Origin of the sequence: Corynebacterium crudilactis (assembly GCF_001643015.1) — a bacterium.
Taxonomy (GTDB): domain Bacteria; phylum Actinomycetota; class Actinomycetes; order Mycobacteriales; family Mycobacteriaceae; genus Corynebacterium; species Corynebacterium crudilactis.
Genome location: NZ_CP015622.1, coordinates 784,826 through 798,133, shown reverse-complemented (window position 1 = coordinate 798,133; position 13,308 = coordinate 784,826). Strand labels below are relative to the sequence as shown.

The window sequence follows — 13,308 nt, the reverse complement described above, 5'->3', positions numbered from 1 at the left end:
TCCCTTAATTCTGTTTATGTCGTGCCCAGGCATTAATCATGTCGTATGCGATTGATCCTGGTGGTGCGATCGGAATTTTGCGATCGATAATGTCTAGTGGCGAGGCCCAAATCGTCTCCGCGAGTTCCCCATCGGTTTCCCCTTGCGGTGTTTCATCTTCGGTATAGCCTTGCATGCCAAGCATCAAAGAACCAGAGATCGGCCACGGTTGAGACGCCACATAGGAAATCTCAGAAACCCGGCGCGCTGCTTCCTCAAATACTTCCCGGGCAAAGGCATCTTCGAGCGATTCGCCATGAGAGACATATCCTGCGATGAGTGAATAGCGTTGGCGTTTTTGTGCGTTCATACCTAGAAGCAAACGATCTGCCCCACGGAGCTCCACGATGCCGATCACCGCTGGATCCAATCGTGGGAACAGTGGCTTGCCGCTCGCCCCATAGGCAACGCTGTGTTCGTGATAGGTCAATTCGCTGCCATCGAGGGGGTCGAATCGCACTAACTCACGGTTCCTCAGCAACGATACACAGGCATCTACTTCTCTAGAGCTGAGATCTCTGGGTGCTGTTGGTGTGCCCAGTGCAGTGATCTCTTCAAGAGTTACTCGCACTGTGCCCAGGTTTGAGGAAACCGATACGACGTCTCCGTGGTGCGTGGGAAGAAAAACGATTGCTCCGTTGACTGCGATTTCGTCTTTGGGGCCTACAGGGAGAATTCTCATTTGTCTTGTACCTCTTCGCTGAATACTCGGCGGACATAGAGCAGACGATCGCCAGGTTCCACGGTTTCTGCTTCTGGGGAATCGATGCGGTAGAGCTCACCGGAGCGGACAACGCCCAAGACGATATCTGCCAAGTGTCGGGGGTTTGATCCGATTTCGTCTTCGCCGACTGCGCGTTCTGCAACGGAGAAGCCTTCGTCTGGGGACAACAGATCTTCCATCATCTCTACAACCGATGGAGTAACTGTTGCGAGTCCGAGCATTCGTCCTGCGGTTTCGGAGGAAATAACTACCGAGTCCGCACCGGATTGTTCCAGTAGATGTTGGTTCTCTGATTCGCGGACGCTGGCAACGATCATTGCTTGCGGTGCGATTTCTCGGACAGAAAGCGTCACCAGAACTGCGGTGTCGTCTAGGTTTGGTGCGACTACAACAGCGCGCGCTCTGGCGACACCGGCGAGACGCAACACATCTGCTTTTGTGGCGGAGCCTTTCACTGTGACAAGTCCGCTGTTGTTGGCCGCATCGAGGGATACTTGGTCGGTGTCGATGACAACGATCTGATTGGCTGGCACGCCATCGGCAAGCAGTGCAGCGACTGCGGAGCGCCCTTTTGTGCCGTATCCGACAACGACGGTGTGGTTGCGCATGCGTTTTCTCCAACGTTGAATTTGCAGTGCCCGGCGCGATTCTTCGGTGAGCACAGACAAGGTGGTGCCGACCAGCAAGATCAGGAAGCCGATGCGTGCTGGTGTGAGGACGATGATGTTGATGAGGCGGGCCGATTGTGTCACTGGGGTGATATCGCCGTAGCCCACCGTGGTCAATGAGACGGTGGAATAGTACATCGCATCGATGAAGGTGAGATCTTCGGAATACCCATCGCGGTCAAAATAGACGACCAAAGTGACTAAGATCAGCAACACCATCGCATAGATGACTCGTCGAAGGATCAGTGCCCAGGGACTTTTTTTGGCGGCTTGCGGGATGCGAATGATGCTTAAGAGTGCATGATCCGGCAGATCGGCTAGCTCGCCGTCGTTTTTCGTTCGGCCCATTGTTCACCGTCCTTTCATTCTTGATTGATCATAGGCGCATTATTCCTGACTCAGCAGCCGGGCCAGTTCTTCTTGAGTCGGCAGATCGGTCGGCTCAAAGGTGTGGTCGTGTGCGACGTAGTGGAAAGCTGCACGTACTTCTGTGGGGTTGAGGTTTTGCAGCCTAGCCCAGGCGAGTCGGTAGACGGCGAGCTGAATGATCGCTGCGTTCATTTCTGGCCCGGTTGGGGTGCGGCCGGTTTTCCAGTCGATGACCATCCAGGTGCCATCGGTGCGGAAAACGGCGTCCATTCTTCCGCGGATCACGTGTTCGCCGATGGTGACTTCAAAAGGGTGCTCCACAAATTCTGGTGTGCGGTTTTCCCAATCGGAGCCTAAGAACGCATCGCGGAGTTCGATGAACGCATCGTCTGAGTAGTCCTCGTCGATGCCGGGGAGCTCAAATTCGTCGAGTAGCGCAGTTTTTCCGAAGCGGTCTTCGAGCCATTGGTGGAACATCGTTCCGCGTTTTGCGTAGGTGTTGGGTTTAAACGGTACCGGGCGACGCATCCGTCGTGCGAATTGTTCTGGGTTGTTTTTCATAGACACCAGATCAGTCGCGGTGAGCTCGCGGGAAATTTCCACCTCCAAGGTGGGGTTGGACAGGCGGCGGTGCTCGTCGATAAGCGCGCTGACCTCTTTTTCCCACAGGCTTTCCAGCCCGCCCTCGTTGTTTGCTTCCGCGCGCGGGCCGCGCACCAGATCCGCACCGGAACGGTCTGCCGAGCTCAGCTGCGGGAAGATGCCTTCCGCAGGTTTCTGCTTCTCGACGTCTCCCTCTTCACCTTCCCACCACGCCACAACAGACTCGGGTGCTTTATCCCGCAAAATCTCCAAATGACCATAGGGGTCTTTTGCTTTGGTGCCGCTTTCATCAAACGCCGATCCGGTAACCATCAGCACACGTTCGCTGCGGGTGATGCCGACATAAAACAGCCGAGAGTTCTCCTCTTTCAATCCCTCGCGCACCTCATTGGTGTACTCCTTGCCAGCATCTTCTAGAGCTTTACGATCCTCCGCCCCAGAGGTATCCAACTCTGGCGCACCGGTACCCGCATCGCCGCGAAGAGACGAGGGGATCATCGTGACATTTTTCAGCCACGTCGAAGCCTTCGCATCATAAGTCGACGCATCGGCATGGAGCACCGACACAATGTCCCATTCCAAACCCTTCGCCTTGTGGACAGTCAAGATCTGGACGCGATCGCTGCGCACCGTCACCTCGCCTGGCTCCAGTCCTTCCTCTTGTTCTCTGGCGAGCTCAAAATAATCCAAGAGCTCCGGCAATCCAATACCACCATGGCTTGCCACCTCTTCAGCGAATTTATCCAAATGCACCGTACCCACGGCACCATCGTCATAAGGATTCTGCCGAGCCAACACCTCAGTACGGATATTAAACACCGTCTCAATATCAGCAAAAATATCTGCCACCGATCGGCCCAAACTATATTTGCGCAAATACCTCAACTGACCGGCCAATCGTCTCAAACGGCTCAAGCCCTCCTCACTGAAGCGATCGCCTTCACCCAAATCCGATACCGCATCAGCCAAACCAACCACAGCTTCAGGTTCAATCGCAGTAGCTTCTTCAATAATCGCATCCAACTCAGTCATCGGATCTTCATATCTATCACGGTGGCCTCTCGACACACGGCCAGCAATATTTCGCGCACGTCTTTGCAAGCGCTCCAAATCCGCAACGCTCAACCCCACATGAGGCCCCGCCAAAATACGCAATGCAGCCCTATTATCCTGAGGCCGCACCAGCATGGTTGCTAGAGAAATCAGATCCGCAATCTCAGGAATATCCAACAATCCGGATAAACCGACGATCTCTACCGGAATACCGCGCTTAGTCAGCTCTTCTGCCATCGGCGCAGAATGTCGCTTCTTACGCACCAATACCGCAGCAGTAAACTTCCCGGCTTCCTCACGAGCTTTCCAATGCCTCTCCATAGTGTCAGCGACAAAGGTACGTTCCTCAGCTGCTGTACCAAACCACCCAAGAGAAACCTCTCCAGTTGGGGCACCTTCACGAGGCTGCAGCGGTTGCACAGTTCGGGTCGGCGAATCTGGCGATCCAAGTACTTCGCGCGAGATGGCGTTGGCAAGGGTTAGTACCTCGGGCGGATTTCGCCAACTTGTGGTCAGCTCATTTTTCGGCGCACGAGTTTTGCCATCAAGGTTAATGAGAGGGAAATCATCGACAAAATTCTCCAAGTTCGCAGCGGTTGCTCCGCGCCATCCATAAATCGCTTGCATTGGATCGCCGACAGCATTCACTGTTAATCCGGGATCGATCCCTCCAAAAAGACTGCTCAACAACACGCGCTGCGAGTGGCTTGTGTCTTGGTACTCATCAAGCATCACGACGCGGAACCTGCGTCTTTGCGAATAGCCCACTTGAGGATGCGTCGATGTAAGCTTCGCGGCCTTAGACATCTGCTCACCGAAAGTCACCACCGATTGATGATGTAATTCCTCTTTCAACGCCTGCACAAGTGGCAAGTACTGGAGACGAGCGATCTGAGTATCCCGCCACTTTGTCATTTCGGCATTGAGGTTATCGCGTTGTCCCTTGCCCTTGGGGAGCTCGTCGAAAAGCTGAATGAACGGATCCGATTCCTCGCGGATATCCTCGGCACTGACCATGTGATTATCCATTTCGGAGACCAATTTGAGCAGGTATTCCGTTACTGTCGCAGGAGTTTGCGTAGCGGTGAGCTCTCCTTCGTAATTGTTCACCACGCTTCTGGCGATATGATAAAGCTCAGTCTGCGTAATCAATCGCGCAGAAGGCTCTACAGGAAGCAGCAATCCGTATTCTCTAATTAGGGTGCCTGCATAAGAGTCATAGGTGGACACTGTGGGAGTAATTGCTTGGAGATTGTGCTCTAGTTTTCCGGTCGGATCAATATCTTTCAGCCTCGGCACACCAGCGAGTGTTTCCAAACGTTGGCGGATACGCTGTGATAGCTGCTGCGCAGCTTTTCGGGTAAAGGTCAGGCCCAGCACCTGATCGGGCGCCACAAATCCGTTTGCGACAAGCCACACCACACGAGCAGCCATCGTTTCAGTTTTACCCGCACCGGCACCCGCAACAACAAGAAGCGGACCAGGTTGTGATCCGATGATCGCTGCCTGTTGCTCAGTCGGTGCATGCTCTTGCCCCAAATATTGAGAGAGGAGGCGAGGAGAAATCTTAGGCATGGATCACACGTCCTTCAGGTTGAACTGGGCACAGACTACGAACGGGACAATTGGAACAAGTGGGATTAACCCGGGCTAGTAGATTAGGACCACGCAGATGCTCTGCCAAACCGGGGAGCATAGCTGCAAACTCATCAAGATCTTCTTGAGTTTTCGGATCCTGCATCCTCTGTCCCACTGCCTTGGCATCGATGGCTGGGTAAACAAGCAATCCGCCACCTACTGGGTCTGGGGTCTCGCCAACGTCCGGATCGCTGATCTTGCCATTTCGCAGCACACCTCTGGAAAGTGCTAATTGGTATGCGGAGAGCTGCGGATGATCAGCCATGTCTTTCACTGCGATCTGAGTTTTGCCAGTTTTAAAATCGACAACCACTAACTCCTCAGAGCGATTGCGTTCCAAGCGGTCCATGCGCCCACGGATCGACACGGTGTCATCGATGGTGACCGATACGTCCATCTCTGTTCCGACTTCCGTGAAATCTGCACGAGAATTCTGCAGCCAGGTATGAGTACGGGTGAGGATGCGTCGAAAAGCGATTTCGGCGCTTTCGTGCGACCAGCCCGGCACATTGGCCAGCTGCATGTATGCGCTGGTTACCTTCTCTTCAGCGATGCTCGGATCCACGCCGCCGGCGACAGCTTCGGCGTACGCGTGCACCAAGGTTCCCTTGAGCATCGCGATCGGTGTTTCCTCCTCGCTATCCAAACGATCAAGCACTGCACGCAATGGACAATTCAGCAATTTCTCGATCCTCGACGGAGACAGAAAAATACGCCCCTCAACCAAAACCTCCTCAGTCGAAGGCTCACGCAGACTCATCCACTGACTTGGATCCGCCCCCGGAATCTCCGCCTCAGCAAGCCTTGATAACTGACGCGCTGCTTGCTTGCGACGCGGATCCCTCGGATCGTTCACCACACGCCGCAACTCAGCAACCATCGCAGGAATCGACAACAACCGATTCCCAAGCTCTTCCGGCTCTGCGATCTGGTTGGTCTCTTCTCCCTCGAAAACAACGATCGGTTGTCTCAACGAATCCAAAAACCTCGAAGGTTCGCGGACTTCATCGGAGTCTGGGGAATTTACCGCTGTCACCAGCAGTGTTTCTGTTGCTCTTGTGGTGGCAAGGTAAAATAGGCGGCGCTCTTCAGCCAAACGTTCAACGGAACGAGAAATAATAATGTCCGGATCGATGCCTTCATCGACCAGATCCACAAATTCTTCCTGCCCCAACAACGTGCCGGTTTCACCCAGTGAAGGCCAACTTCCCTCCTGCACACCGGCCACGATCACGCGCTTCCATTCACGCCCTGTCGTACCGTGCGCGGTGAGCACCTCCACTGCTTCGGGAATCGCGCCACGACGCTCACGCATGCCGGTGGGCAGTTCCTGCTCCGAAATATGGAGGATGAAACTCCGCACGCCCGCGCTGGGGCGTCGCTCCACGTAGTCGCCGGCGGCGTCGAAAAGCGCCATCATTGCATCCAAATCGCGATCGGCTTGGGAACCCGATGCGCCACCTCGCAGGCTGATCGCTGACAAGGAGTTCGACAGATCGGTCGCCGACCACAGCGCCCACAACACCTCTTCGATGCTGCCTTTATCCGCCAACGCCTGGCGACCTGAATCAAGCACCGAACGCACCCGATCCAACAAATTCAGCTCACGCTCAGTCAAAAATCCGAGCATTTCCGCATCAGTTTCCTCAAGGAGGTCTCCGAGAACAACGATCGCTCGTCTCTGCCCGCCCATCTTCATCTCTGCCTGGCGCAAACCACGCAGCAGGCGGCGCAGAGTCACCGGATCGGCGCCACCGATCGGCCCTAAGAGTAGATCTTCCAGCTCGATTGGGTTGAGCAATTCGGTCAGTGCGCGTAGCCCCAAAATCATCGCGGCAACAATGCGTTGTTCGGACAGCACCACGTCAGTCGGGTTGATGTGCACGGGCACGCCCGCGGCAAGCAGGGTGCGGCGGATCGGCGCAATCATGCCGGCAGAGCGCACCACCACCGCGATCTCCGACCAGCTGCGCCCATCAATCAGATGTGCGCGGCGCACCGTGTCAGCAATCAGGTCCGCATGCGCCGATTCGGTTTCTGCCACGACGACGCTTGTCGACGCCTCCCTCTTCGACTCCAACACCAATTCGTGATCCGCATTCAACTTGTTGAGGAAATCCGGATTTGCACCACGGAACCTAAACACCGACTGCTCGGCATCTCCTGCCACCACAGCCAACTCTGCTTCGGGGAAAAACCTCGATATAAGTTCGGCGGATTTCGGATCCAAATGCTGCGCATCATCAATAAAAACGCCCCGGTATTTCACCGCTGGCTCCGGACCTCGCAGCGCTTCGGTAACCAACTCCGATGCAGAGAAACTATGCGAACCAGCAAGGCTCATCACTTGCTTATACTCCCGGAGAAAATTGCCCGCAGCCGTCCAATTAGCGTGCTCATATTGCTCGCCCAATGCCACTAATTCATCCGGGCCGACGCCACGTTCCACCGCTCGCAGGAGAAAATCGCGCAGCTGCCTGGCAAAGCCCACCATGCGAAGGCCTTCACGTTGTTCTGGCGGCCACCCGCCATGACCGTCTTCTGCTTGGCCGCGTAACAATTCTCTAATAACCGCATCTTGCTCGGCACCGGTAATCAACCGAATATCTTCATCAGAAGCATCACGAATAAGAGCAAAGGCCAATGAGTGCACCGATCGCACCAACGGACCTTCCGACACATAATCCATCTTGGAGACATATTCTGAGATCTCTTGTCTCAGTCTGCTGGCGGATTCTTTCGACGTCGCAATAACCAACATCGATGATGGTTCCCACCCCTGGCGAATCCGCTCAATGACAGTATCGACAACAACTGAGCTCACCCCCGAGCCAGCCGCACCAGTCACCCGCCATAAACCGGTGCCTTGAGTAACTAAATGCGAAGCTTCGCCCTCCCAAGAACGAGGGCGAAGCTTCGAAGTTGGCTTAATCAGCCGAACTTGTGGATCCGATGGAATTGGTGGTTTGTAATCAGACATACCTCAAAGTTTGTCAGAAACATATGACACGAGTGCCATTTCCACCCTGTTTAGGTTCGAAATAATATTCGGATCGTTGTTCTCAGAAAATTCCTGCAGGTTACGCCGGAACAAAAAGGCACGAAGGACAAGCTGCTCAATATCTGGCAAATGTGAAAACCTCCGCAAGATTCCTTCGTCGACAGCGCCAAGAAGCAATCCATCGATAATGACCAACGCTGCAGTAAATCCATGTGGACGCAGCACTGGAACCAGATCAGTTACAGCTGGTGGCTGGGTTCCTGAATACAATGTGGTAGCCAACATATCGGCATGGCCGACCTGGTTCACACGATCGATTGTATGCAGTAGTTCTCCGATGCGTCCTGGCTGTTCGCCCCACGCTTGAATATCGGCACGGTGGAACACATTGTCCACAGGCTCTGGTGCATGCGCATCGATTAAGGCATCAGCAAGACGAAGTGCCGCGACGACTGTTTCATCCACCCTCTTACTGATTATTCCTGTAGAGAACACCGATGCGCGCCATCCAGCAACCACAAAGCGACCGTCGGTGGAACGGATCGGTCGTACGACTCGTACGCCTTCTGGTTTGAGGGTTTCGCGAGTTTTCGATGACCAACCAGAAGTTTCAGGAGCCATGACTTTAGAAAAAACGGTATTACCTACGCGGAATCCGTAATCCCATGCTTGTCCGAGTTGTTCGGCAGGTCCAGCTCCTACTTGAAAAGCATCGCGGACGTGGTCGGGCAGTTGATTTGACATGTTTCTCCTAGAATCCGCGAGGATATGGCCATGAGTTGAATTCGCAGGTGGCGTTGTCATCAGGGTAAACCTCGCCGGGGTCTATGCGGTAGAGCTCTGAATTATTCAGGCTTAATGTTTGCTGCATCATGATCGGGGCAAGCTCGCCGGGAGCAGCGCAGGAATCGTGAGCGGCATAGCCGAGTCCGTGTCCAACTTCGTGGTTGATGAGGTACTGCCGATATGAACCCAGATCGCCTTTAAAAGGTGCAGCTCCGCGGATCCACCGAGATTCATTGATCATCACGCGACCGCCATCGCCATAAAAACAGCTCGTTTCCATCTCAATGTCATTGCCGCACAGTTCATGAGTGGTGTTCAGCGAGGTTAGCTGAATACGCAGATCTGGGTTCTCTTGTCCCGAAACATGCTCGAAGGCGTAAGCAGGATCAGCGGTCCAGCCTTTGGGATCAGACAAGATCGCATCCACTGCTGCCACGAAGGCATCATCGCCGCCATAGGCTGCGGTGTTTACGCCGTCCTCAATTTCGATCACATAAGTAAAAGTTTGTTCGTGCCCCACGCCAACGCGAGGCAGCGCAGCGCCAACCTCACGGAAGGTGCCGGCACCGTGTTCGGTGTAGTCGCCGCCAGACGGCAGTTCCGTCAGCGGAACGTTTTGCGGTTCGGCCTGCGCGGGGTCGGGGCCGGCGCGGTGCGAGGAAATTGGCGTCGATAAGCTTTTCGACGTCTCCTCACTCGCCCCGTTAGCTGGCTGATCGGCGGAGAATACGTCGAAAAGCACCCAAACAGTAATGACTGTTAACACCGGGATGGCGTACGCACGCCAACCATAATCCCGCGCGAAGCGGACCAAAAAAGGTTCCTGTGACGACACTGACCTAAATGCCCCTATGCGCCAGCGAAGCCGACAGTACGAGGAGTGCTCGTGCCAACCTCGACATACGCGATGCGGCTATTACGAATAATGTAGCGACGACCCTTTTCATCGCTCAAATCTAAAACTCCAGAATCATTGGCCAAAGCCTCTGAAACCTTCGCAGATGCCTCATCCTGCTGCAATGCAGAAGAAATAACCAGTTCACGGGCAGTATCGGCGAATCCGATCTTGATATCCATGCTTCTCCTAAAAGAATCGTTGTAGTGGAATGACCCTATTGTAACCGCGCAACGATAGTATCTAAGTTGTGTCTTCTGAAAGCCCCCGACCTACGTTCACAGAGCTCGGCGTTGCGGTTGAAATTACCGACGCCCTCGAAGCCCTCGGCATCACCCGAACTTTCGCGATCCAGGAGTACACACTTCCCATCGCGCTCGACGGCCTCGACTTCATCGGCCAAGCCCGCACCGGCATGGGAAAAACCTACGGATTCGGCGTTCCCCTGCTTGATCGAGTATTCGATTCCGCAGACATCGCAGAACTCGACGGCACTCCCCGCGCCCTCGTCATCGTGCCAACCCGCGAACTCGCGGTCCAAGTTGGCGATGACCTCCAAAGAGCCTCCACCAACCTACCTCTCAAAATTTTCACCTTCTACGGTGGAACTCCTTACGAAGAACAGATCGATGCGCTCAAAGTAGGCGTCGATGTCGTAGTAGGAACCCCTGGACGCTTGCTGGACCTACACAAACGAGGCGCGCTCTCGCTTGAAAACGTAGCCATTCTAGTCCTCGATGAAGCAGACGAAATGCTCGATCTTGGCTTCCTGCCAGACATCGAAAAAATACTTCGAGCGCTCACTCACAAACACCAAACCATGCTGTTCTCAGCAACCATGCCCGGCGCAATCCTTACCCTTGCGCGCAGCTTCCTGAACAAACCAGTACACATCCGTGCCGAAACATCAGACTCCTCAGCAACGCACAAAACAACCCGACAGATCGTTTTCCAAGCGCACAAAATGGACAAAGAAGCCATCACTGCGAAAATCCTCCAAACGAAGGATCGTGGCAAAACAATCATCTTCACCCGCACCAAGCGCACCGCCGCTCAAGTTGCAGAAGACCTCGCATCCCGAGGATTCTCCGTCGGATCCGTGCACGGCGACATGGGGCAACCCGCCCGCGAGAAATCTCTCAACGCATTCCGCACCGGGAAAATCGACATCCTTGTAGCCACCGACGTTGCAGCCCGAGGCATCGATGTCAATGACGTCACCCACGTCATCAACTACCAAACCCCCGACGATCCGATGACCTACGTCCACCGTATTGGACGCACCGGACGCGCAGGCCACAACGGAACCGCCATTACCCTTGTCGGCTACGACGAAACCTTAAAATGGACCGTCATCGACAGCGAACTCGAACTCGGCCAACCGAATCCACCACAGTGGTTCTCTACCTCACCTGAGTTCCTCGAAGCACTCGAAATCCCCGAAGGTGCAAGCGAACGCGTCGGACCCCCAACCAAAGTTCTCGGTGGAACAACCCCTAGGCCACCACGTCGTCCCCGGAAATAACCCATGGTTTCAAAGCTTCCACTTAGACGCACCAAAAAAGATTTCATCGCAACCGGTGTCATAGCTGCACTCGCAGTTATCGGCATCGGCACGGTGTGGGCAACTGCACCGATCCGCGGAACTGAGCTCTCACCAGCCCAAGAACCCTTTGTCGCAGCTGCAACCACCGACCACATCCCCAACCAGCTCCACGAACAATGGCGTATCACCGATACCTCAAACAACCATAAACCAGCAATCACCGGTGGCGTTATCTCCACAGCTGATGGAAATACCATCAACACCTACACCCCCGACGGATCGCTACTATGGAGCTACAAACGCGACAAAGAGCTCTGCTCCTTCTCCTCAGGTGTTGACGCTGTCATCGCCACATACAAAACCGGAATCGGCTGCGGCGACGTAACTTCAATCAATGCCAACGACGGCACCTACAAAGCCACCCGCAGCGCAATATCCAGCGATCAAGTTGCACCGATCATATCGAATGATCGGATCGGTGTTCTCGGAGACGAACGAGTCGAACTATGGCGATCCGACTTAGTGAGAACCATCGAATACGGCGATGTGGAAGCTCCACAAGAATCTGGGCAGCAACCACACCCTGAATGCTCCATCACCTCTGCGATGACGCGAAAGGAGCTTCTGGCGATCACTGAGACCTGCCCTGATGGATCTGCGTTCCTACGATTTATGGATACAACGCCAGAGGATTCCCGAGCTCCTGAAATCACCCAAGACATACAAATAGCCGATGGCACGATCGTTGCCATCGGCCAATCCGCAGCCGCAATATATGTCAATGAACCCTCGCCCAAAATCCTTTCATACAACGACGATGGCGAATTGATTGGCGAACATGCAGTGGAGGCTGTTGGGTTTCCAGATGCGCCCTTCCAGCTCCACACTGCAGACCTTCCACACCATATGAGTTGGTTTAATGGCAAGAGTCTTGTGCTGTTGTCTCCCTCGCAGCTCAACGTGAGACAGAGCTTTAACGATGCCTTAGGCACCGGCATTGCCGTAGACGGTAAATTGCTTTACCCCACTATAGAAGGAATCGCAGTGGCTAATTGGAACACCGGGGAAGTGCTTCGCACCATCCCGGTGGATCGAGCTGATTACAAGGGTGAAGTTTCGCTCGGCGTTGTGGGGCAGGTGTTCGTCGAAAAGCGGGGTTCTCAGATTGTCGCGCTTGGTTAAATTTCGGTATTAGCCCAATGGATAGCACGCTTATTAAACAGTGCTCCCAAGACGAAAAAAGCCGAAATTCCAGTGATTACAGCCCAGGAGAACCGATCCTCGATGAACATGTAATACGCTGCTGGCACCAAAATGATGTTGAGCATGACAACCGCTCCGCGTCCCCAGCGGTGCCCACGCATCATGTTTATGGCGCCTGCAGCAACAGTGCCAAATACAATAATAAAAAAGACCGCGGTGCCGTAACCGACCCAAGTATTGGCATCGCCGGTTTCATAGACGATGCTTGAATCGGTTTCGCCCGTGGCCTCTCGGTAAATGAGGAAAAAGGCGTATCCGAGGCCGATGGTGGATTGAATGAGGGCGACAATGCCACCCCAGCGGATTGATGCAGGCATATGTGGAGAAGTCACGAGCATGATTCTAGCTGTTAACTTTGAGAAGCTGGCTTTAATAACATTTTGGGTGACTTGTTGGTTAACTTTCAGATTGCACCAGATGACAATACTTGCCGACGAAAGTTTTGTGAGAAATTTGACACTTGGTATGCGAGTGCGCTTCATTCCAGATTCAAGAAACTACAGGTAGCCTGCCTTTTAACACGCCCCAAAAGACAATTCAATGTGTTCCACCCCACAAGGAATGGTCAATTGTCGACTTAAATTCGACATAAATATGTGAATTACATCACAAAAAGGGGCTTAGGTCTAGCCAATAGTGGGTGTACATGAGACTATTTCCAAGTACCAAAAAGAACTCAGGAAAAACTGATTCTTAACACCGGTGCAGCGCAAGATGAACCCC

General features: G+C 54.0%; 10 protein-coding genes. 2 read left to right on the top strand and 8 right to left on the bottom strand.

Annotation, left to right across the window (positions count from 1 at the left end; translation table 11 throughout):
* Nucleotides 1–4 precede the first annotated feature (4 nt).
* The 7 genes from ccrud_RS03790 to ccrud_RS03760 are packed head-to-tail and all read right to left on the bottom strand — an operon-like array spanning nucleotide 5 to nucleotide 9,958.
* On the bottom strand, nucleotides 5–721 hold the full coding sequence (locus ccrud_RS03790) for an NAD(+) diphosphatase (RefSeq protein ID WP_066564932.1): 717 nt from the start codon (nucleotides 719–721) through the stop codon (nucleotides 5–7).
* On the bottom strand, nucleotides 718–1,779 hold the full coding sequence (locus ccrud_RS03785) for a potassium channel family protein (protein ID WP_066564931.1): 1,062 nt from the start codon (nucleotides 1,777–1,779) through the stop codon (nucleotides 718–720). Before ccrud_RS03785 ends, ccrud_RS03790 begins: the two co-directional genes overlap by 4 nt.
* Before the next feature lie 39 nt (nucleotides 1,780–1,818).
* A complete protein-coding gene (locus tag ccrud_RS03780) occupies nucleotides 1,819–5,031 on the bottom strand; it encodes an ATP-dependent helicase (protein ID WP_066564930.1) in 3,213 nt (1,070 codons plus the stop codon).
* The gene (locus tag ccrud_RS03775) at nucleotides 5,024–8,074 is read right to left on the bottom strand and encodes an ATP-dependent helicase (protein ID WP_066564929.1); all 3,051 of its coding nucleotides are present in this window, start codon (nucleotides 8,072–8,074) and stop codon (nucleotides 5,024–5,026) included. The genes ccrud_RS03780 and ccrud_RS03775 overlap by 8 nt, the downstream gene beginning before the upstream one ends.
* Nucleotides 8,075–8,077: 3 nt before the next feature.
* On the bottom strand, nucleotides 8,078–8,839 hold the full coding sequence (locus ccrud_RS03770; RefSeq protein WP_066564928.1) for a TIGR02569 family protein: 762 nt from the start codon (nucleotides 8,837–8,839) through the stop codon (nucleotides 8,078–8,080).
* Nucleotides 8,840–8,846: 7 nt separating this feature from the next.
* Nucleotides 8,847–9,716, bottom strand: a complete 870-nt coding sequence (locus tag ccrud_RS03765) for a DUF3152 domain-containing protein (RefSeq protein WP_066564927.1) — start codon at nucleotides 9,714–9,716, stop codon at nucleotides 8,847–8,849.
* 14 nt (nucleotides 9,717–9,730) lie between these two features.
* Complete coding sequence (locus ccrud_RS03760; protein WP_066564926.1) at nucleotides 9,731–9,958, bottom strand: DUF3107 domain-containing protein; 228 nt, start codon at nucleotides 9,956–9,958, stop codon at nucleotides 9,731–9,733.
* A 68-nt stretch (nucleotides 9,959–10,026) separates the two neighbouring features.
* On the opposite strand from ccrud_RS03760, the gene ccrud_RS03755 reads away from it, so the two are divergent.
* Both ccrud_RS03755 and ccrud_RS03750 read left to right on the top strand, forming a co-directional pair.
* The gene (locus ccrud_RS03755; RefSeq protein ID WP_066564925.1) at nucleotides 10,027–11,301 is read left to right on the top strand and encodes a DEAD/DEAH box helicase; all 1,275 of its coding nucleotides are present in this window, start codon (nucleotides 10,027–10,029) and stop codon (nucleotides 11,299–11,301) included.
* Nucleotides 11,302–11,304: 3 nt separating this feature from the next.
* The gene (locus ccrud_RS03750; protein ID WP_066564924.1) at nucleotides 11,305–12,504 is read left to right on the top strand and encodes an Rv3212 family protein; all 1,200 of its coding nucleotides are present in this window, start codon (nucleotides 11,305–11,307) and stop codon (nucleotides 12,502–12,504) included.
* On the opposite strand, the gene ccrud_RS03745 is transcribed toward ccrud_RS03750, so the two are convergent.
* A complete protein-coding gene (locus ccrud_RS03745; protein WP_066564923.1) occupies nucleotides 12,501–12,923 on the bottom strand; it encodes a hypothetical protein in 423 nt (140 codons plus the stop codon). The two genes, ccrud_RS03750 and ccrud_RS03745, sit on opposite strands and share 4 nt — an antisense overlap.
* Between the last annotated feature and the right edge of the window lie 385 nt (nucleotides 12,924–13,308).